Annotated in this window: 19 protein-coding genes; 16 read left to right on the plus strand and 3 right to left on the minus strand. The window is 30.6% G+C overall.

Features of this window, described 5'->3' with window-relative positions; genetic code table 11:
• Positions 1–43: 43 nt before the first annotated feature.
• A complete protein-coding gene (locus tag CLPUN_RS08420) occupies positions 44–1,036 on the plus strand; it encodes a Gfo/Idh/MocA family protein (RefSeq protein WP_077846857.1) in 993 nt (330 codons plus the stop codon).
• Between the two features lie 120 nt (positions 1,037–1,156).
• On the opposite strand, the gene CLPUN_RS08425 is transcribed toward CLPUN_RS08420, so the two are convergent.
• On the minus strand, positions 1,157–2,917 hold the full coding sequence (locus tag CLPUN_RS08425; protein ID WP_077846858.1) for a 1-deoxy-D-xylulose-5-phosphate synthase: 1,761 nt from the start codon (positions 2,915–2,917) through the stop codon (positions 1,157–1,159).
• Positions 2,918–3,231: 314 nt separating this feature from the next.
• On the opposite strand from CLPUN_RS08425, the gene CLPUN_RS08430 reads away from it, so the two are divergent.
• Complete coding sequence (locus tag CLPUN_RS08430) at positions 3,232–3,645, plus strand: MerR family transcriptional regulator (protein WP_077846859.1); 414 nt, start codon at positions 3,232–3,234, stop codon at positions 3,643–3,645.
• Between the two features lie 91 nt (positions 3,646–3,736).
• On the opposite strand, the gene CLPUN_RS08435 is transcribed toward CLPUN_RS08430, so the two are convergent.
• Positions 3,737–4,210: a hypothetical protein gene (locus tag CLPUN_RS08435; protein ID WP_077846860.1), complete on the minus strand. Its 474-nt coding sequence runs from the start codon at positions 4,208–4,210 to the stop codon at positions 3,737–3,739.
• Between the two features lie 546 nt (positions 4,211–4,756).
• Here CLPUN_RS08435 and CLPUN_RS28335 point away from each other — a divergent pair.
• The 4 genes from CLPUN_RS28335 to CLPUN_RS08455 all read left to right on the plus strand — a co-directional run bounded on the left by CLPUN_RS28335 (position 4,757) and on the right by CLPUN_RS08455 (position 8,744).
• Positions 4,757–5,158, plus strand: coding sequence for a nuclear transport factor 2 family protein (locus CLPUN_RS28335; RefSeq protein WP_077846861.1), 402 nt, complete (start codon positions 4,757–4,759; stop codon positions 5,156–5,158).
• A 226-nt stretch (positions 5,159–5,384) separates the two neighbouring features.
• Complete coding sequence (locus CLPUN_RS08445; RefSeq protein ID WP_077846862.1) at positions 5,385–6,089, plus strand: response regulator transcription factor; 705 nt, start codon at positions 5,385–5,387, stop codon at positions 6,087–6,089.
• Positions 6,064–7,101 (plus strand): sensor histidine kinase, encoded by a 1,038-nt coding sequence (locus tag CLPUN_RS08450; protein ID WP_077846863.1) that lies wholly within the window; start codon positions 6,064–6,066, stop codon positions 7,099–7,101. Before CLPUN_RS08445 ends, CLPUN_RS08450 begins: the two co-directional genes overlap by 26 nt.
• Before the next feature lie 53 nt (positions 7,102–7,154).
• The gene (locus CLPUN_RS08455) at positions 7,155–8,744 is read left to right on the plus strand and encodes an Mbeg1-like protein (protein WP_077846864.1); all 1,590 of its coding nucleotides are present in this window, start codon (positions 7,155–7,157) and stop codon (positions 8,742–8,744) included.
• Between the two features lie 239 nt (positions 8,745–8,983).
• Here the strand turns inward: CLPUN_RS08455 and CLPUN_RS08460 are convergent, their stop codons facing one another.
• The gene (locus tag CLPUN_RS08460; protein ID WP_077846865.1) at positions 8,984–9,811 is read right to left on the minus strand and encodes a hypothetical protein; all 828 of its coding nucleotides are present in this window, start codon (positions 9,809–9,811) and stop codon (positions 8,984–8,986) included.
• Positions 9,812–10,283: 472 nt separating this feature from the next.
• Here CLPUN_RS08460 and CLPUN_RS08465 point away from each other — a divergent pair, with 472 nt between their 5' ends.
• The 10 genes from CLPUN_RS08465 to CLPUN_RS08510 all read left to right on the plus strand — a co-directional run bounded on the left by CLPUN_RS08465 (position 10,284) and on the right by CLPUN_RS08510 (position 22,774).
• Entirely contained in the window at positions 10,284–10,889 is a 606-nt protein-coding gene (locus CLPUN_RS08465; RefSeq protein ID WP_077846866.1) for a DUF1349 domain-containing protein, read from the plus strand.
• A 50-nt stretch (positions 10,890–10,939) separates the two neighbouring features.
• Positions 10,940–11,530 (plus strand): sugar O-acetyltransferase, encoded by a 591-nt coding sequence (locus CLPUN_RS08470; RefSeq protein WP_077846867.1) that lies wholly within the window; start codon positions 10,940–10,942, stop codon positions 11,528–11,530.
• A gap of 447 nt (positions 11,531–11,977) precedes the next feature.
• A complete protein-coding gene (locus CLPUN_RS08475) occupies positions 11,978–12,808 on the plus strand; it encodes a transketolase (protein ID WP_077846868.1) in 831 nt (276 codons plus the stop codon).
• The gene (locus tag CLPUN_RS08480) at positions 12,801–13,733 is read left to right on the plus strand and encodes a transketolase family protein (RefSeq protein WP_077846869.1); all 933 of its coding nucleotides are present in this window, start codon (positions 12,801–12,803) and stop codon (positions 13,731–13,733) included. Before CLPUN_RS08475 ends, CLPUN_RS08480 begins: the two co-directional genes overlap by 8 nt.
• An 18-nt stretch (positions 13,734–13,751) precedes the next feature.
• A complete protein-coding gene (glpK, locus tag CLPUN_RS08485; protein WP_143329004.1) occupies positions 13,752–15,251 on the plus strand; it encodes a glycerol kinase GlpK in 1,500 nt (499 codons plus the stop codon).
• Between the two features lie 24 nt (positions 15,252–15,275).
• Positions 15,276–15,923 (plus strand): fructose-6-phosphate aldolase, encoded by a 648-nt coding sequence (gene fsa, locus CLPUN_RS08490; protein WP_077846870.1) that lies wholly within the window; start codon positions 15,276–15,278, stop codon positions 15,921–15,923.
• A gap of 24 nt (positions 15,924–15,947) precedes the next feature.
• On the plus strand, positions 15,948–17,921 hold the full coding sequence (gene tkt / locus CLPUN_RS08495; protein WP_077846871.1) for a transketolase: 1,974 nt from the start codon (positions 15,948–15,950) through the stop codon (positions 17,919–17,921).
• A 120-nt stretch (positions 17,922–18,041) separates the two neighbouring features.
• Complete coding sequence (locus CLPUN_RS08500) at positions 18,042–19,466, plus strand: L-fucose/L-arabinose isomerase family protein (protein ID WP_077846872.1); 1,425 nt, start codon at positions 18,042–18,044, stop codon at positions 19,464–19,466.
• A 267-nt stretch (positions 19,467–19,733) separates the two neighbouring features.
• A complete protein-coding gene (locus CLPUN_RS08505; protein ID WP_077846873.1) occupies positions 19,734–21,227 on the plus strand; it encodes a glycoside hydrolase family 140 protein in 1,494 nt (497 codons plus the stop codon).
• A gap of 260 nt (positions 21,228–21,487) precedes the next feature.
• On the plus strand, positions 21,488–22,774 hold the full coding sequence (locus CLPUN_RS08510; protein ID WP_077846874.1) for a glycoside hydrolase family 140 protein: 1,287 nt from the start codon (positions 21,488–21,490) through the stop codon (positions 22,772–22,774).
• The last annotated feature ends 216 nt before the right edge of the window (positions 22,775–22,990 follow it).

Genomic DNA, 22,990 nt, shown 5'->3' on the forward strand with positions numbered 1-22,990 from the left:
AAATATATTTAGCTGTTTTTAGATAAAAAAAGGAGGAACTAACATGAAATTAGGTATTGTTGGAGCAGGAATGATAGTAAAGGACTTATTATCAATAAGCTCAAATTTAAAAAACATCAAGTTTGTATCTATTTGTGGCACTGAGAGAAATAAAGAATCAATGAATCAATTAAAAAATGAATATGGAATTGAAAACATTTTTTATGATTATAATGAATTATTAAATGGTGATTTAGATGCAATTTATATTGGATTACCTAATAATCTACATTTTGAATTTGCTAAAAAAGCATTGGAAGCAAATAAGAATGTTATCGTCGAAAAACCATTCACATCAACCTATAAAGAAGCATTAATTTTAAGTGATTTGGCTAAACAAAAGCAATTGTTTATTTTTGAAGCTATTACTAATCAATATCTTCCTAATTATAATAAAATAAAAGAGTTGCTTCCAACGCTGGGGAGTATTAAAATAGTTCAATGCAATTATTCTCAATATTCGAGTAGATATAATAGTTTTAAAGAAGGAAATGTATTACCGGCCTTTGATCCTAAATTCTCTGGTGGCGCATTAATGGATTTAAATATATATAACATTCATTATGTGGTGGGGTTATTTGGAAAGCCTAAAAATGTTGAATATTATCCAAATGTTGAGAGAGGAATAGATACTTCTGGAATATTAATATTAGATTATGGAACCTTTAAGTGTATTTGCATTGGAGCAAAAGATTGCAAGGCTCCTATTGCGAATAATATTCAAGGGGATAAGGGATGTATATATCAAGATACTCCAGCTAATGTTTGTAAGAGATTTGAGTTATTAATGAATGATGGAACTAGTTCAAAAATAAATGAAAATAACTATGAACACAGAATGGTTAATGAATTTATTGAATTTGCTAATATGATTAAAAACAATGATTTAGAAAGATGCTACAAAATGTTAGAACACAGCTTAATAGTTAGTGAAGTACAAACAATTGCAAGACATAAAGGTGGAATTATATTCCCGGCAGATATTGATATAAAATAAATTTTATAAATTAAATTTGAGAAGTGTTAGAAGTTGATGATTGTATTCTATAAATTAATGTAAAAGGAATGCAGCTTACTGCTTTAAAAGTAGTAAGTTGCATTCTATTGTTCAAACTGCTTATTTTAGGATACTAATGATATCTTCTACCATTTGCTCATCTGTAAGTCTATTTTTTTTCATAAGTTCCTTTGGAACATAACGATCTAGTAACTCTTTCTTGATACCATAATTTAATACCTTCACGTCAGAAGGACCATAATATCTTGCAATCTTTTCACCAAAGCCACCATCTAAAATGCCATCTTCAAGGGTAATTACAAGTTTATGCTCTTTTTTCAAGCTATCCAATAATTCTTCATCAATACCTGTGATATACTTTGGATTAATCAAAGTAGCTTCAATGCCATTTTCCTTTGAAAGTTTTGTTACAACATCTTGACCAAGCTGATAGAAATCTCCAAGTGCAATAACTGCAACATCTTTTCCTGTTTTTGTCACTTGATATTTATTCAATTTAGAATAATCTGTTGTATCTTCAATTCCACTTTCTATTACTCCCATTGCGGGAACACGAATAGCTACAGGATGAGCTTGTTGCTTCATTCCCCAATTAAGCATAGCAAAATATTCTTCCTTACAGGTTGGAGCAAGATATACCATATTTGGAATGTTACTCATCATACCAATATCATATAATCCAAGATGTGTTACATCATTCATTCCATAAACTGATGCTGCATTTACAAGTATTACTGCTGGATTATTATTTATGCACAAATCCTGTGAAAGCTGGTCATATGTTCTTTGAAGAAATGTACTATATACTCCATAAACTGGTTTTCCCCCATTTGCTGCAATTCCTGATGCTAAAGCAACAGCATGTTCTTCAGCAATACCAACATCCACAAATTGTTTACCAGCTTCCTTTCTTCTTTCTGGTACAAAACCAAGCACTGTTGGAGTTGCTGATGTAATAGCAACAACTGTTGGATCTTGTTTCATCATGTTTAATAGGTATTTTGCTGTAAGATTACTATAATCTTCTGCACCACCCATAGAGAACTTTGATTCCCCTGTCTCTAATACAAAAGGCATTCCCCAGTGCCATTGTTCCTTATTCTTTTCAGCAAATGCTAAGCCTTTTCCTTTAATTGTATGAATATGAACAACTACTGGATGCTCTGTATCCTTAACCTTGTTAAATACCTCAATTAACTGATTTAAATCATGGCCATCTTTTACATAATGGTAATCTAAGCCCATTGCTTTAAAGAAGTTACATTGGCTTTGCCCATCTGTATCTCTAAGTTCTTTAAGATTTTTATATAAACCGCCATAGTTTTCTGCTATAGACATATCATTATCATTTACAATAATAATCATGTTTGTTCCTGCTTCAGCAGCATTATTTACCCCTTCATATGCTTCTCCACCACTTAAAGAGCCATCTCCAATAATAGCAATAACATTATCCTTCTCATCTTTTAAGTCTCTTGCTTTAGCAAGACCGCAGGCAAGACTTATGGATGTAGAAGTATGTCCGATGTTAAAAAAGTCATGTTTACTTTCTTCTGGATTGGAATATCCAGACACTTCATCATATTTTTCAGAATTGATAAATGCTTCCTTTCTTCCAGTAAGCATTTTATGAACATAGCTTTGATGAGAAACATCATAAACAATCTTATCTTTTGGTGAATTAAATACATGATGCAATGCAACAGTAAGTTCCACAATTCCAAGATTAGGCCCAATATGTCCTCCATGCTCACTTAATTTTTTAAGCAGTACCTGACGGATTTCTGAACTTAAATCCTTCATTTCATTTACTGATAATTTTTTTATGTCTTCTGGTGAATTAATTTTTTCTAAATACATATGTTATCCTCCTATAATTCCTCTGTAATATTTACTGTATTTATGGATTTTCAATTTGAAATCACAGCCAAAGCTTTTACTAGATATAGCTTTAACTTGTAAGTTATTTGACTTCTATTGAAATTGTAATACTTAAAGTTAACTTTAAGTCAATACTTTTTATAAAAAAACTTTGAAAATTTATCTTATAATATTTATTATGTACTTTTTGAATTTATATATATGTTGCAATTAAAATTTTACATTTAATTAATATACATTGACATTTCTGATTTTTAATGATATTTCTATTATAAAAAGAGAGGGGATGCTCTATGTATTATTCTATTGGTGAAGTTGCTGAAAAATTAAATTTACCTAAATCTACTATACGCTATTACGACAAAGAAGGATTACTTCCATTTGTTGAACGTAAAGAATCTGGTATTCGTATGTTTGCTGAATCTGATATGTCCATGTTACAAGTTATAGAATGCTTAAAAAGTACTGGATTGTCTATAAAAGATATTAAAAAATTTAGTGAGTGGTGTTTAAAAGGAGATCAGACTCTGCAAGAACGTTATGAACTATTTTTAGAGAGCAAGAAAAACGTTGAAGAACAAATAGCAGATTTACAAAAATCACTTGAACTAATTGAGCATAAATGTTGGTATTACGAAACTGCTTTAGAAGCAGGAACTGAAAGTATACATAAAAATATGTCAAAGGATGGTAATAATCGTGAGTAAGGTTTTAAGGCTGTTGTGTAAATGCAACAGTCTTTTTAATTGGTAAAAAGACTGTAAAGTGAATTATTTTATAAAATTTCTAGTTATATTTTTATATTCTTTTAATAATTGCGTTTAATGCTTTTTTCCACCAAAGAGAGCTTGTACCTATTATTGCTATAAAGAAAAACATTATTATGTTATGTATAAAAGCTCCACTTTGAAAACTTGATATTGTTTTAAATGATCCAAGCCGTATCAAATGCAACACTATAATTGTAAGATATGTTGCTGTATAAATTAATCGAAATATTTTATTTGTTAGATATAATATTTTTCTTAGTTTCTTATCTTCTCGCAATTTTATAAGAATGGTAATTAATGAGGTTACATACGCCACAGTCATAGCACAAATAACACGCATCATTTTGGGTTCATTAGAATTGTTATAAATCAGCAATATATAGCTGTTTACTCCAATGAAACCAACATAAAGTATATCCCATAATATTAATGATTTTTTTGATGTTGAAAATCTTTTATATAAGTGTACTATTGATTTCTGCAATTTTGTGAACCACTTCAAACCTTATCACTCCATCTGAACAATTTTATTATTTACAGTACCTCAAGGCAAGTATGTCATAAAATCTACAAATAAGTATTTCAGATAGATTACTACTTTAATTTTTTATTTAAATACTTTAAAAATTAAACAGTATCGTATCATAATCTTGTCTATGAGAACTTGATTGAGAATTAACATTGATATTTCAAGATTCAATTACCATAAACCTTATTTATATATTAAAATCACAAGGTAAACTGAAAGTAAACAAAATAATAAATTAATTAAAATACTGCTAGAAAGCAATTAATAGATTATTAAAAAATCTTTTTAAGTTTACATTTGGTTTACAGTTAGCATTTAGACTAATATCGAAGGTTACGAATGAAAAGTAAACTAAGAAAGGAAATTTGTAAATTGACACACTTGCTAAAAAACTGAAAATGGCTAGCGTAACCTTGCCAATATAGGAATTAAATTTTATACAAGTATTAAGGGTAAAGGTCTAATAATCAAAAGAAACTTAATATAATCGAAGATAAAAATTGAAAGGATTGATTTAAGATGAATAAAAATTTTCAAGAAGCAATAAGAGATAGACTTCAGAATGGATTTAAGAATTGGAATAATGGTTACGAAGCATGGTTAGAATGGTGTAATACATTATATGAGCCGGATGCACATTATAACGTTTATGGAAAACGCCTGACACTTCAGCAATATAAGGACATGATGGGAGAGTTCTTCTCAGTATTCGAGGTTCAATTAGGTGATTTTTATAATATGCTCGTTCAAGATGATTGGTGTGCAATTCGATATTCCGTACAGATTACAAATAAGAAAACTGGGAAGAAGATTGAACAGATGACTATGGAGTTCGTTAATTTTAAGGATAATCCTGAACCTATAGGAGCTAGAGTCATAGAAGGCTGGGCACTTTCTGACATCCAACTTTCGGCGGATTAAACTATGCCATTCTTAATAATATACTTTGTAGGATTTATCAAGGATGAATTTGGGAGAATTAAAGAATTGAGGAAATAAAATAGATTTTTTCAAGATGAAAAATGGACTCAAATTTTCATATAACTTTACAACTAATAAATGGATTAAAAAAGGGTAAAGATAAGATTAAAAGTTATCTTTATCCTTTTGAAATCTTATATATAATTATTTATAAGGAGGTATTACTATGGCTACAATTTTAATCGCAGAAGATGATAAAAATATCCAATTGCTTATAGTAGCAAGGCTTAAATCTCGTTATAAGATTATATGTGCAAATGACGGTCAGGAAGCACTTGATATTATTGAATCACAGAAGGTTGATCTTCTAATTGCAGATATTATGATGCCACGTATAGATGGATTCCATTTGGTAAGGACAATCCGCAGGAACAATCTTACAATACCAGTCCTTATGCTGACCGCGAAGCAATCATTTGATGATAAGCGTATGGGATTTTCGTCAGGGACTGACGATTATATGACAAAACCAGTAAATTATGAAGAGTTGATATGGCGGATTGAGGCACTTTTGCGTCGTGCGCATATCGCCAGTGAAAATAAAATGATTATTGGTAATGTGACATTGGATTCCACCTCATATACAATAACAGTTGGAAGAAAAATAAGTGATTTACCTAAAAAGGAATTTGATCTATTGTTTAAACTTTTATCATATCCAAGTCAGATATTTACTAAAAATCAATTACTTGATGATATTTGGGGTTATGACTCTGAAAGTGGAGAAGATACAGTAAAAACTCACATCAGCAGACTGCGAAATAAACTTCAAGATGTTGATGAATTTAAAATCATTACGATCAAAGGGCTTGGATATAAAGCCGAGATGACCGGAGGAAAGAACGATGTTAGGCAAAAAGAAAAAAACTAACAAAAAACTAGTGCAGTGGTTTGTCTTTCAGGCAGCTATAGTCATGATATCATCTGTTATGATATTTGCACTGGTAGATTTTGTTGATAATTATATATACGATGGAAACAAACAGTATGATTCTATTCGCGCAATCGGCATGTTTTTTCCGATGAGCTTGATTATGGGAAGCATATCCTATTTTTCTGCCAAGGCATTATATCGCTATATTTCTAAATTAATCTTAGTAATTAGTAAGGTATCAAGTGGGGATTTTAACATTCATCTTGACCCCAATAAAGCTGGCCCACTAAAAGATGTATATATAAATTTTAATAAAATGGTTACAGAACTTCAAAGTGTGCAGACTTTGCGTAACGACTTTATTAATAATTTCTCTCATGAATTCAAAACTCCTATTACTTCAATTAATGGTTTTGCAAAGCTTCTACTTGAGGAAAGCGTTTCGGAAGAAGATAAGGTCACTTATCTGAAAATCATAGCTCATGAGTCTGAACGTCTCGCGTCACTTGCAAACAGTTCACTTCTTCTTTCCAAACTGGAGTCACAACAGTTTATAGTAGATAAAAAAACTTATTATCTCGACGAGCAGATAAAACAGTGTGCAATTATTTTATCCACAGAATGGACTAAGAAAGAAATTGAATTTTCTGCTGATTTAGAGCATATCCAATATTACGGCAATTCTGACCTTATGCAGCATGTATGGATAAATTTGATAACTAATGCAATCAAATTTACCCCAGAGCATGGTGAGATATCACTTACATTAAAAAAAGAAAATAATTTTATTAAAATTATAATATCCGATACAGGTAAAGGCATAAGCAAAGAAGACATTGATCAGATTTTAGTAAAGTATTACCAGGGTGACTCATCTCATTTAAATGAAGGACTTGGACTTGGACTTTCAATAGTTAATAGAATCGTAGAGCTGTGTGACGGTAAAATAGAGGTAAAGAGTATAATCCATGAAGGCAGCACATTTACGGTATACTTACCATATAATTAAAACTTCAAAGATGACTAGAAAAATTTTAACATGATGAAGGAGAAATAATTGAGGTGGATAATATTTTCTCATATATTAGATGGCGCGGAGACATTAGTTTTAATGAACGCCCCTTTAATGAAGTAGATAATTTAATTTTAGCTGTATTAGCGTATATTGATTTTTCAGGAATTATACCTGAAATATTTATAGGATCTATCACATTAAAAGAAGCTTATAAATTAATTTGTGGTAAAAATCATGGGGCAGATGGATTTAAAATACATGCTTTTTTAGATTTATCTCGCTCCTTTTTTGAGAAAATGGCATATTCCAAAAGATTTGGAAATGCCAAGCTTTCTAATTATAAAGATATATGTGATGAGGAGTTACAAATTCAATTTGCAGCACTGCATGTCGATTTAGGTGATGGAACTGTCTATGTTGCTTTTCGAGGAACAGATCAAACTATTCTTGGATGGCGCGAAGATTTTTCTATGAGTTTTCAAACAGTGCCAGCTCAGCAGGAAGCGGTAAGATATTTGGAACAAACTATGAATGTTGATTATAAAAAGTATCGTATTGGAGGACATTCAAAAGGGGGAAATCTTGCTGTTTATTCTGCTATGATGTGTAATGATATTCTGAAAAATAAAATTATTGAAATTTACGATAATGATGGTCCAGGGGTTTGCAAAGAGATGCTTCAGGTAAAGAAGTTTAAAGCAATTCAACATAAGATTATTAGAATTATTCCGCAATTTAGCGTGATTGGAATGTTGTTTGAGCATGACAGACCGCATAAAATTGTAAAGAGCAGTGCCACTGGTATAATGCAGCATGATCCGATGACATGGGAGGTAGATGCTGAATATTTTTTTGAAGTAAACGATCTCATGCCTGAATGTAAAACTGTTAATCAAATTTTTGATACTTGGATTAAAGAGGTTAATATGGAGCAACGACGAATTTTCACAAAGAACTTTTTTGATGGATTAGAAGCTGGGGGAGCAAAGCTAATAACAGATGTAGCCAATGGTGGAATAAATGGATTTGAATTTATATTGACGACTATGTTGAGTTCAGAAAAAGATACCAAGATAGTGGCTGGTAAGTTTATTAAATCAGTTATGAAGAGCTTGCAAGGAATTAATTGGAAAACAAAAAATACAATAAAAGGCACTTGTGTTGCGTTTCTTGGATTATTTTTTATGCAGTTACCAGAACATGCATTACAAATTATAGGCATGGTAGCTATTTTGGTAATATTAGCTTTTTCTGTAAGAAGAATAATTTATAGAGCTACTCAGAATACAAATTATAAAATTGTTAATAGGTACAGTATAATTTTCTATAGTGGGACTGTTAGTCTTGCAGTGTTTTTTATACTAAAAGAAAATGCAATTATGTTTTCTACTAATTTTAGTTTAGGAGTGATATTAGTTAGTATTGGGATATTAAAGCTAAAGAGTGTGGCAAAATGTTTAGATAAAGAGCGAAAATTTTGGTTCATACCATTAGCATATGCGCTGTTATTTATTATTTTGGGTGTTGTTGCCATTGTTTCAGCAAATCGTGTTATGAGTATGTATATTTTTGTAGTAGGAGTTACTATGATTATTGAAGGATTATACGAAGTAATAGTTGGAATTATTCAACAGTAGCATTATAAAAATCTTTGAAATTAAATATAATTACATTCAAAAATACTATCAATTACTTTACTTTGCAAGACAAAGCTGTCTAAATTATTGTAATATGGTAGTTGTTGAATAAAAATAAAAAATATTACTGGAAATCAAGATTTCCAGTAATATTTCAATAACTAATTTACTATTAACATAAAACTATTTAGAATCTCGTTATTAGTGTCTAACACCTAAAAATAATATGTTTTTAAATTTTATTTAGCACTAGTAAGAGCAGTTACTAGAGCAGCTTCCTCATCGGAAGTTATAGTGCCATCTGTAACTAGAGTATCAAGTAAAGTTTTGAATTTGTCTCCACGTTTACTATTATCTTTATTATTATGCTTTTCAGCAAGAGCAGTTTCAATAGCATTTGCTTTATTAGAAGATATAGTTCCAGTTGTAACTAAATTATTAACAACAGTCTTAAAGTTACCTTTAGCACTAGTAAGAGCAGTTTCAATAGCAGTTTCTTCATCAGAAGATATAGTTCCATCTGTAACTAGAGCATCAAGTAAATTTTTGAATTTGTCTTCACGTTTACCATTTCCATTATCTTTATTATTATGCTTTTCAGTAAGAGCAGTTTCAATAGCAGTTGCTTTATCAGAAGATATAGTTCCAGTTGCAACTAAATTATCAAGAACAGTCTTAAGGTCGCCTTTAACACCAGTAAGAACAGATAATACAGCAGTTTCTTCATCAGAAGATATAGTTCCATCTGTAACTAGAGTATCAAGTAAATTTTTGAATTTATCTCCATGCTTACCATTAATATTACTATTATTCTTATCATTATGCTTTTCAGTAAGAACAGTTTCAATAGCAGCTGCTTTATCAGAAGATATGGTTCCAGCTGATACTAAATTATCAAGAACAGTTTTGAAGTCATCTTTATGTTTGCCATGTGACCTTGTTACGTTTTTAGTTGTACTTGTTACTGTAGCTGTTGTTGTATCAGCAAATACCGAAGTTGCAGATATCATCATGCTTGCCATAAGAATTCCTGTAATAACTTTACTTTTAATATTTTTGTTTTTCATAATAAAACACTTCCTTTTTAATTTTTTAGTAAATATCATATGTTAATTATTTTATACTTTTGATTGTATAAGACCATTTTGGCAGCTATACTACGAAAATCTTACAACCACTTTTTAATTTGGTTTAATTAACCTGATATATATAATTTAATATACTAACCTGTATGTTTCCTTAACAGTTAAATTATTTTTTATATAATTATGCGCTTAAAATTTCCAATCCTATTTTAAATTCATCTAAAGAATTGATAGATACAAGTTGAATACGCAAAAATATACAATATTTATATCAATAAATATACTTGAATGAAAAGGTTTGCTTTGATACAATTACTATTGTAAATCATATTAAAAATTAAGTTTTATATCTTATAAGATACAAAATTAAAAAATACAGTATAAGCATTAGTGAGAAAAATTAAACTTGAGAAATTCTATAAATTACGAATTTCTCAAAGTATTGGAGGCAAAAATGAATCAAAAAGATTTTCAAAATTTCAAGTGGTTAAATGAAAGTGACATTAAATTTGATGAAGGTAGAATAGCAATGTATGCAACAGAAAAAAGCGATTTTTTCTGCAATAATGGAGAAATTTCAGAAGAAGGTATTACTCCTGAGTCGTTATGTAATGCACCATACTTTTATACAGAAGTAACAGGAGATTTTGTAATGCGTGTAAAAGTAAGTCATGATTTTAAAGATACGTATGATTCATCTTCGATTATGGTTATGAGAGACTTAAATGTATGGGCAAAAGCTTGCTTTGAACTTACAGACTTTGACACTAATGCAGTAGTAAGTGTTGTAACTAATCAGATGTCTGACGATGCTAATGGTTGTAATATTGATGGAAATGAAGTGTGGCTGCAAGTTGCAAGAACTAAAAATTCCTTTGCATTCCATTACTCTACAGATGGAACAAAATTTTATATGATGAGGTTCTTTAATCTTCCAGTTGAAGAAACAATAAAAGTAGGATTTCTTGCACAAGCACCAACTGGAAAAGGTGGAGAAAGAATTTATTCAAACTTTTTACTTGAACATAAGACCGTGAAGAATATAAGAATGGGTGAATAAATTGAAATTTCAAGTACGAATCATCAAATAAAAAAGGAGAGTAATTGTACATGACTGAAAAAGAAAAGGCAGAAAAAGGATTATTGTATAATAACAATTATGATCCACAGCTTATAAATGAGAGAACACACTGTAAAAAGTTGTGCAGAAAATATAACTTTCTTGAACCAGATGATGTAAAGACAAGAGAAGAGGTTATACATGAATTGATTGGTTCAATTGGAGATAAATTTTACATTGAACAGCCATTTTATTGCGATTATGGATACAACATAGAAATTGGATATAACTTTTATTCTAATCATAACCTTATAATCTTAGATGATGGAAAAGTAACAATAGGAAACAATGTATTTATGGCACCAGATTGTGGTATTTATACTGCTGGTCATCCGCTTGATGTTGAGCAGAGAAATGAAGGTTTAGAATATGCATATCCAATCACTATTGGTGATAATGTATGGATTGGTGGTGGCGTAAAAATTATGCCAGGGGTATCAATAGGAAGCAATACAGTTATTGGATCAGGAAGCATAGTTACAAAAAACATTCCAGCTGGTGTCATAGCAGCAGGAAATCCTTGTAGGGTAATTAGAGCTATTACAGATGAAGATAAAAATAAATATCATAAAATGATTTAATCACAATTATAATTTAAACTAATATAAGTTGTAAGTCTGAGAGAATTTATAACATAGATAACATTAATTTTATTTATTTTATGTACATTAGACCGGTGGTATGGTATGTAACCCAAGACAATTAAAATGAATTGTCTTGGGTTATTTTTATTTTTAGAAATTTTATGAAAAGTACGGCATTCCATAAATTATCCTTCGGTTAATTTTAGTAGTTGAAGTATTAATGCTTAAAATGGTATTAAAAATAGTTGGAGTAAAAAAGTAGAAGTAAAGGTACTGTATTTAATTTATCTCCAATCTTAAAACCTTGTCTAAATATTATATAATGATAAATAAAATAAATATTTAGTTATTTGAATAAAAATATTTACTAAATTAATTAGCGGTGATATAATTTTAAATGTAATATAAAGCGTATATAAAAGTAAATATTTAGGAGGGAAAGTTATGGAACAAACAGTAAAAGACTTAGAACTCAAGGCGAAGCAAGTAAGAAAAGGAGTTTTGGATATGGTTTATGCATCAAAAGCAGGCCATGTTGGAGGCTCAATGTCAAGTATTGATATTTTAACAACACTTTACTATAAAGTACTAAATATTGATCCTAAAAAATTTAGTGATCCAGATAGGGATAGATTTATACTAAGTAAAGGACATATAGCAGAATCTCTTTATTATATCTTAGGCGATAAAGGTTTTTTTAATAAAGAGAAATTAAAAACTTATAGTCAATACGGATCTACACTGATAGGTCATCCAAATAATAAAAATAACGGAGTAGAAGTAAATACAGGATCACTCGGACATGGATTGCCGGTAGCTGTAGGAATGGCGTTAGCAGGTAAACGTGATAATAAGAATTATAGAGTTTTTACGCTAATGGGTGATGGAGAACAAGCAGAAGGTTCTGTATGGGAAGGTGCTATGGCAGCTGCTAATTATAAATTGGACAATTTAGTAGGAATAGTGGATAGGAATGGACTCCAAATATCAGGAACTACTGAAGAAGTAATGGCATTAGATGATTTAAAAGGTAAGTGGACAAGTTTTGGATGGGAAGTAGTAGAGGTTGATGGAAATAATATTGAAGAATTATTAAAAGTATTTAGTAATATTCCAGCAAAGGAAGGAAAACCAACAATGATTATTGCTAAAACTATAAAAGGAAAGGGAATTTCTTTTATGGAAAATATAGCTAAATGGCATCATGGAGTACTAACGGAAGAAGAATATAATCAAGCTGTTAAAGAATTAGAAGGAGGGACTATAAATGAATAAGATTTCTAATCGTCAAGTAATATGCGATACATTGATGGGATTAGCTAAAGAAGATAAGGATATTATGGTTTTAACTTGTGATTCTAGAGGATCAGCATCTATGGGTAACTTTGCAAAGGAGTATCCAGAACAATTTGTGGAAGTAGGAATTGCAGAGCAAGATTCAGTAGGGATTGCAGCAGGACTTGCAACTTGTGGAAAAAAACCATATGTAGCATCACCAGCTTGCTTTTTATCAATGAGGAGTGTAGAACAAATTAAAGTTGATGTTGCGTATTCAAAGACTAATGTGAAATTAATTGGGATTAGTGGTGGAGTAAGTTACGGAGCACTCGGGATGACTCATTATTCTCTCCAAGATATTGCAGTTATAAGAGCTATTCCAGATATTGCGGTATTACTTCCAGCAGATAGATTTGAAACTAAAAAGATGGTTCAAGCACTCCAAAAATATAATAAACCTGCATACATTCGTATTGGACGAAATCCAGTAGATGATGTTTATGAAGATGGGAATTTTGAATTTGAAATTGGTAAAGCAAATATTCTTCATGAAGGTAATGATATTACAATAATTGCTACAGGAGAAACAGTTAAAGCTGCATTAGATGCGAGTAAGGAATTAGAAGCTAAAGGAATAGGATGCAGAGTTGTAAGTATGCATACTATAAAACCATTAGATGAAAACATAATTATAAAAGCAGCGAAAGAAACAAGAGGAATTATCACAATAGAAGAACATAGTATTTATGGTGGTCTTGGAGCAGCAGTATCAGAAGTTGTTTGTCAAAAAGCACCAACAAAGATGAAAATCCTTGCAATTGCAGATGAAGCACCTATAACAGGAAATACTAAAGAAGTATTTAGTTATTATGGATTAACTGCAGAAAATTTGGTGAAAGTAGCAGAAGAAATTCTTAAATAGTAGATTGGGATGGATATTATGAAGGAAAAGTTTATATTAACTATTGATCAAAGTACATCAGCTACAAAAGCATTAATGATAGATAATACAGGGAGTATTAAACATAGAGTCAGTAAAAAACATGAACAAATTTATCCAACTCAAGGCTGGGTTGAACATAATCCTATAGAAATATATGAAAATATAAAATCAGTAATTGAAGAAATTATAGATACAAACAAAATAAATGAAGAAGAAATATTAGGATTATCCGTTACTAATCAGAGAGAAACGGTTGTTGTATGGGATAAAGAAACAGGTATTCCAGTGTATAATGCAATTGTATGGCAATGTAGAAGAACAAGTGGGATTTGCAGCGAGCTTAAAGAATATGAAGAAATGGTTACAGAGAAAACAGGTCTTAGATTAGACCCATATTTCTCTGGGACTAAGATTAAATGGATACTTGATAATGTTGAAGGCGCAAGAAAAAAAGCAAATGAAGGAAAACTATTACTTGGAACTATGGATAGTTGGGTAATTTGGAAACTAACTAATGGAAAGTCGCATGTAACCGATTATACTAATGCTAGCAGAACACTGCTTCTTAATATAAAAACATTAAAATGGGATAAAGAATTGCTAGAAGTATTTAATATTCCAGAAAATATGTTTCCTAAAATTTATCCTTCAGATGAAATTTTTGGAGAAACAAATTTAGATGGGCAATTAAAAAAAATGTTGAAAATATCTGGAGTAATAGGAGATTCTCAAGGAGCTTTATTTGGGCAGCGCTGTTTTGAAACTGGGATGGCAAAGTCAACTTTTGGAACAGGAAATTCAATTATGGTTAATGTAGGAGAAAAATATATACCATCTAAAAACGGAATAGTTTCAACAATAGCTTATGTTAGTAAAACAAGTGTTAATTATGGAATTGAAGGTATTATAAATTCAAGTGGTGACACAATAAATTGGATTCATAATGAACTTGGGTTATTTAAAGATTTTGGTGAATTTAATGAAGCTGTTAATGAGATAGAGAATAATCAAGGGGTATATTTAGTTCCGGCTTTTTTAGGACTTGGAATACCTTATTGGGAATCAGAAGCAAAGGCTTCTATTGTAGGTATATCAAGAAATACTACAAAGAAACATATTATGAGAGCTGCCTTAGAAAGTATTGCATATCAAGTAAAAGATGCCTTAGATGTAATTGAAAAAGAAGTTAATATTAAAGTTAAAAATTTAAATATAGACGGTGGAGTAACTACTAATAAAATTTATAATCAGTTTTTAGCAGATTTATTAAATTGTAAGATTGAAAAAAATCTTAATGAAGAATTATCTGCATTAGGAGCTGCGTTGTTAGGTGGATTAGGTCTTGGAATGTGGAATAGTATAGACGATATAAAGAAATTACTTAGTAATACAAAAGTTTATGAAAGTAAATTAGAAGATGAAGAAAGAAAGAAAATATACAATGGATGGCAAAAGGCAGTTAAGAGTGTCTTACATTTAACAGAATTAAATAAATAAAAAAATTAGAAACGAGGAATAATAATGAAGTTTTTCTTAGATACAGCAAATGTTGATTATATTAGAGAAGCAAATGAAATGGGAGTAATATGCGGAGTAACAACCAATCCATCCCTTGTAGCAAAAGAAGGCAGAAATTTTGATGAAGTAATAAAAGAAATAACACAAATAGTTGATGGTCCAATAAGCGGAGAAGTTATTAGTGAAGATTCAAAGGGAATGATAAAAGAAGGAAGAGAAATAGCAAAGATTCATAAAAATATGATAGTAAAAATTCCTATGACAGCAGAAGGTTTAAAAGCAACCAAGGTTTTAGCAGGGGAAGGAATTAAAACTAATGTAACCTTAATATTCTCAGCTACTCAAGCATTACTTGCAGCAAATGCAGGGGCAACATATGTAAGTCCCTTTCTTGGAAGAATAGATGATATATCAATGATTGGAATGGATTTAGTGAGAGACATAGCAGAAATATTTGAGATTCATGGAATAGATACAGAAATAATAGCGGCAAGTGTAAGAAATCCAGTACATGTAATTGAAGCAGCAAAGGCAGGTTCAGACATAGCAACAATTCCATATGAGCTAGTTATACAAATGGTAAAACATCCATTAACAGATCAGGGGTTAGAAAAATTTAAAGCAGACTGGGCATCGGTCTTTGGAAAGTAAAACAGAAAAGAGGTGAGGAAGAAAATGAATAAGGAACTAGAACAATTATCAATAAATAGTATACGAGTACTTGGAATTGATGCAATAAATAAAGCTAATTCAGGGCATCCAGGAGTGGTGCTTGGATCAGCACCTATGGCTTATACATTATGGACCGATCATATGAAGATCAACCCCAAGAATAGTAATTGGTTTAATCGTGATAGGTTTGTACTAGCAGCTGGTCATGGATCAATGCTTTTATATTCGCTTTTACATTTATCAGGATACAACGTTACTATGGATGATTTGAAAAGTTTTAGACAATGGGGAAGCAAAACACCAGGACATCCTGAATATAAACACACAGATGGAATAGATGCAACAAGTGGTCCGCTTGGACAAGGAATCCCAATGGCTATAGGAATGGCTATGGCTGAAAAGTTTTTAAGTGCTAAATATAATAGAAAAGATTTAAAAATAGTCGATCACTATCAATATGTTATTTGTGGTGATGGAGACCTAATGGAAGGTGTAACTAGTGAAGCTTCTTCATTAGCTGGACATTTAGGTCTTGGGAAATTGGTGGTTTTATATGATTCAAATGATATTTGTTTAGATGGAAAAACAAGTGATTCATTTGGTGAAGATGTTTTAAAGCGTTACGAATCATATGGATGGCATGTACAAAAAGTCGAAGATGGAAATGATGTAGAAGCAATTTCTAAAGCAATACAAGTTGCAAAAAATGAAATAAATAAACCATCCTTAATAGAAGTTAAAACAGTTATTGGGTTTGGATCAAAGAATCAAGGTAAAAATGAAGTTCATGGTGCTCCACTTGGTATAGAAGATGGAGAATATGCTAAAAGGTCATACGGATGGGATTATGAATCTTTTACAATTCCTAAGGAAGTTTATGAAAATTATAAAAATAAGATTCAAATTCCAGGACAAAAAGCAGAAGGTGAATGGAATGCACTATTTGAAGCATATAAACAATCTTATCCTAAAGAAGCGTTAGAATTAGAGAAAGCTATTAATGGAGAGCTAGTAGTCGAATTATCTGATGTAATGCCTAAATATGAAGTTGGACACAGTGATGCTACAAGAAACACAAATAATAAAGCCATAAATGCAATAGCAAAAGCAATTCCTTACTTCATTGGAGGTTCTGCCGATTTATCTGGATCTAATAAAACGTTAATTAAAAATGAAGATAAATTCATTGTTGAAAAAGATTATGGAAGAAATATTTATTTTGGTGTACGTGAATTTTCCATGGCATCAATGCTAAATGGTATGGCACTTCATGGTGGCGTAAAAGTATATGGAGCAACCTTCTTCGTATTCTCAGATTATTTAAAACCAGCTGTCCGTATGGCTGCAATTATGGGACTCCCTGTAACTTATGTATTTACCCATGATTCAATTGCAGTAGGAGAAGATGGTCCAACTCATGAACCAATTGAACAATTAGCAATGTTCCGTTCACTTCCTAATATGGTTATGTTTAGACCAGCAGATGCAGTTGAAACAGCAGCAGCTTGGAGATTAGCAGTAGAATCTAAAGATCATCCAACAGCTTTAGCATTAACCCGTCAAAATGTAACTGTTATGGATGGTTCAAGCTATGAGGGCGTTGAAAAAGGTGCTTACGTTATAAGTGCTGCTAAAGGAAAATGTGAAGGCATATTAATTGCAACAGGTTCAGAAGTTAATTTAGCGATTAGAGCTCAAGAAGCTTTAGTTAAGGAAAATATCTATGTTTCAGTTGTAAGCATGCCTTCAATGGAATTGTTTGAAAAGCAATCAGAAGAATATAAAAATCAAGTTTTACCTAAAAATATTATTAAAAAATTAGCAATAGAGATGGGAACAACATTTGGATGGCATAAATATGCCAATGATGTTATTGGGATTGATAAATTTGGAGCATCAGCTCCAGCTGAGAAGGTTATAAAAGAATATGGATTTACTGTAGAAAATATTATCGAAAGATTTACAAATATCTATTAATGCATTTAAAAAATTAATTAGCAATAATTTAATAATTCTCTATAAAAACTAAATTAAATAAATGTGTAGTGTGAATTTTAAAGAAATATATATATAAAATTATAATTAGGAGGCATAAAAATGAAACAATTTAAAATAAAATTAGGAGTTGCATCAACTCGTAGATCAATATTTAGTAAAGATGATGCAATAAAGTATAAGGACTTAACTTGCAAAAAGCTAGAAGCATTGAAGGTGGATTTTGTAAATATAGATGACATAAATGAAGAAGGACTACTATTTTCAGAAGAACATGTTGAAAAAGTAATAGAAAAATTTAAGAAGGAAAAAGTAGACGCATTATTTTTTCCACATTGCAATTTTGGATCAGAAGATTTGGTTGCCAAGGTTGCTTCAAAAATGAAATTACCAGTTTTAGTATGGGGACCTCGTGATGATGCACCTTTATTAGATGGTTCAAGGCTTAGAGACAGCCAATGTGGATTATTTGCAACTGGTAAAATATTAAGACGTTTTAAAGTACCCTTTACTTATATACCAAATTCAACATTAGAAGACGTTGCATTTGAAAGAGGAGTAAGAAACTTTATTGCAGCAGCTAATGTAGTTAAAGAAGTTGGAAATTTAAGAATTCTTCAAATTTCTACACGTCCATCATCTTTTTGGACAATGATGTGTAATGAAGGTGAATTATTAGAGAAATTCGGAGTTCAAATTTACCCGATTTCAATGACAGAATTTGTGGCAAAGGTTAAAAAAGTTAAAACGGAAGAAACTGAAAAGATACAAGAAACAATTAAATATATGAAAGAAGTATTAGATATTACAGTTTCAGAAGAAATAGTTAAAAATGTTGCAGCATTAAAAGTTGCATATAGTGAATTAACAACAGAATTTGGATGTAGTGCGGTAGCGGTGCAATGTTGGACAGCACTTCAAGATGAACTGAAAATTATGCCATGTATGGCTAATGCGTTATTAACAGATGAAGGAATTCCAGTTGTATGTGAAACTGATATTCATGGAGCGATAACATCAATTATAGCACAAGCAGCAACAATGGGAGAAACAGCACCATTTTTTGCAGATTGGACTGTAGTTCATCCAACTAATAAAAATGGAGAACTTCTTCAACACTGTGGATGTTTCCCGATTTCTTTAACTAAGAAAAATCAAAAAGCTAAAATTGCAACTCCATTTGCACTAGAAAGTGGATGCAGTGGAGCTTCCTTTGCAGAAATTGAAGGTGGAGATATATCACTTTTAAGATTTGACGGAGATAATGGAGAATATTCAATATTACTTGGGCATGCTAAAGGTATTGAGGGACCATATATTCAAGGTGCATATTTATGGGTCGAAGTAGAGAACCTATCAAGACTTGAAGATAAACTTGTAACAGGACCATATGTACATCACTGCACTGGTGTTCATAAAGATGTATTACCAGTTATATATGAAGCATGTAAGTATATTCCTAATTTAAAACCAGATTTCTATGATGATGTTGAAGAAGATATAAAGGCTTGGATTCGTGGAGAATAAATTTAGTTTATTTATGTAGATATAAAATCTTATTATATTCAGTTAAAGATTAATAATATAATTCTTAATCTTTAACTGAACTTTAGTGATAACTAAAAAACTATATAGTTAGAATTTTGATTACGTAATAATTAATTATTATTTTTCTATATTTCAATTAATTCTCTAATTATCCAGCTCATATGAGTACAATAAAAGTATTTATTTAAATAATTGAATGAGTAGCATATTATTAAAAATTTTATTAAAGAAGGGATGTTAATATATATGGAGAAATTAAAAATTTCAGATAATCAAAGATATTTTACATATCAAGATGGCAGACCGTTTATATGGTTAGCTGACACTGACTGGACGCTAGCACAGAGAGTAAAATGGGATGATGTAGAATATCTAATGCAGAAAAGAAAATCACAGGGATTTACAGTACTTCAAATTGTAGCACTTGACCCAGAACAAGATAAAGAAATGAGGAATCCAGCAGGTGAAAAGGCCCTATTAAACAATGATTTAAATACACCGAATGAAAGATATTTTGAATACTTAGATTGGATACTAGATAAGGCAGAAGAATATGGATTTTACGTGCTGTTGCTACCAGTATGGGGAGAACTTGTTGTAGGTCATAATTGGATGGGCCAATTTTCTGAAAAAATAGTTACCGAAAAAAATTCTTATGAATATGGAAGATGGATTGGTAGCCGCTATAAAGATAGAACAAATATAATTTGGTGTTTAGGTGGTGATAGAATGCCTATTCATCTTGGTGTAGATTATAAAAATATTTGGAGAAAAATGGCGGAAGGTGTTGCTAAAGGAGTACTGGGAAGGGAAATTAAATATAATGAAAAAGATTCGGATTGGAAAAAACTTTTAATTACTTACCATGCATGCCATGAGGCAGAGACTGGTGAGTGTTCTACAATGTCTTACTGGACAGATAATGAGGCATGGATATCATTTATAATGATCCAATCTGGACATGGTTTAACACCAAAAAATTATGAATTAGTTAAAAAAGATTATGATAGAGAAAATATTATGCCGGTTTTTGATGGAGAGCCAGCTTATGAGCAAATGCCAACAGTATGGCCAGCAACTCCAGATGATTTTCATGGAGCATGGATAGTAAGAAAACGTGCATACTGGAGTCTGTTTGCAGGTTCTTTCGGTCATACCTATGGTCATGGATCTGTGTGGTGTATGATTTCTGATAAGGAAAAAGATAGTTTTAGAAAATACTCTTGGTTCGAAGCGTTAGACCAACCTGGTGCATGGCAAATAAAAGTACTGCGTGATTTTTTAGAATCAAGAGATTTAAGTAAGTGTGTACCTTGCCAAGAAATGTTGATAGAACAAAGTAAAAAGTCAAAATATATTTTAGATGAACATGTACAGTGCTGTGTAGAATCAAATGGAGAATTTGCATGTGTTTACTTTCCTTCAGGCGGAGAAGAAACGATAAATATAAACAGATTAAAAAAAGATAATTTACAGATGTGGTGGTTTAATCCTAGAGATGGAAGATGCTATTCGCAAGAAAATATTATTTCTAATGAAGCTATAAATTTGACAAAGACGTTGATGAAAGATTCCGAAAATATCAATTTAAAAATAGTAACACCAACTTGTGGAAATGACCAAGATTGGGTGTGCATAATAGAAAATAAGAATTCTAGCCAAATAATACCTGGCAACGCACAAATTTATGGAGAAATGCCAGTACCAGCAGAAGTTAAGAAAGTTTTTCCAGCATGGTAGAGTGTAATTTGGAATAAAAATAAGTGTAATAGTTATTTTATATTTGATTCAATGGTAGGACTAAAGTATAAAGAGTAACATTATTTATTAGTATATATAAAAATGCAGCTATAAGTGAAAAGGTGAGTAATTTATTTGCTGTAGTATGAAATGATAAACTATGTATAATAATATTATAATGTAATTTATCATTTTTGTTATATATTTTTTCTTTGTTTCAATTGAGAGTTATAAAAGAATAAAAGTTTGAGGTGAAAGATATGTCACAAATTATAGTTGAAAAAAATAGCCGTACATTTAAAAAAGATGGTAAACACTTTTTTTATCTAGCAGATACTTGCTGGAGCGCATTTACTAACATAACTTTAGAAGAATGGGAATATTATTTAAATTTGAGAAAGTATCAAGGGTTTAATGTGATTCAAATAAATATTCTTCCTCAATGGGATGCAAGTGAAACCGATTTAAACTTTTATCCTTTACCATATAATGATGAAAGGATGAAAACATTTGAATTTACTGAATTCAATCAAGAATATTTTAATCGTGCAAGGAATATGTGCAAAATGGCTAAAGAAAAAGGTTTTGAATTAGCTCTTGTTGTGCTATGGTGCAATTATGTTCCTAATACTTGGGCAAGTAAGATGTTTAATAATAATATTATGCCTTATGATTTTATAGAAAAATATATTGGAAAAGTGCATGAAACTTTTTCTGATTTAAATCCTCTTTATATAATTAGTGGTGATACAGATTTTGATACCAAAGATACAAAAAAATATTATTTAAAAGCGTCAGAGGAATTAAGAAGATTGGCACCTGATTTATTGCAAACATTACACATAAAAGGAAGATTAGATGTAATTCCAGAAGAATTTATTAATATTATTGATTTTTATATGTATCAATCTGGACATAATGCAGAGAATCTAGCCATGCCATACTTACTTGCTCAAAGCTTTTATAAAAAATATCCTGCTAAGCCTATAATTAATTCAGAGCCGTGTTATGAGCAAATGGGATATAGTAGAAAAATGTATGGAAGATTCTATCAATTTGATGTGAGAAGAGCAGCTTGGATGAGCTTACTTTCAGGGTCGTGTGCAGGAGTGACATATGGAGCACATGGAATTTATAGTTGGCATAAGATTGGAAAAACATTTGGGTCAGGACTTGGAGAAGGTTTTGACAGCCCAAATCCTTGGAATGATGCTATTAAGTATCCTGGTGCATGGGATTACGGATATATAAAATACCTGTTAGAATTGTATGAAGTTTGCGAATTACTTCCAATGAATAAGATTATTAATTCAACTGATGAAATTAGAATGGCAGCTACTAAAGAGGAAGATAAAATTTTAATTTATGTTCCAGTAAATACAAATGTGAAAATAGATAAAGATTTATCACATTATGATATTAAAATTATTGACTTAATAAATAAAAATATATGTATTCCAAATGTAAAAATAGTTAATGGGCAAACAATGATTTATATGCATAACTTTGAGCAGGATGCTATAATTTTTATTAAAATTATTAAGTAAGTGAATAATAATAATGTTCTATGCTTGTTTATAAATATTTTAATAAATATTTAGTGATAATATTTTAATTTTAGTAATAATAGTTTATACTATAATAGTGCATTTTTACTTGAATAATTTTACAGTTGAATAAAAAAACAGATTTTTAGGCTATTTTTAATGACTCAAAAATTTCTTCGATCGGCGTACCGCTTGCGGCAGCATTGTAAATATATA

Origin of the sequence: Clostridium puniceum (assembly GCF_002006345.1) — a bacterium.
GTDB lineage: Bacteria > Bacillota > Clostridia > Clostridiales > Clostridiaceae > Clostridium > Clostridium puniceum.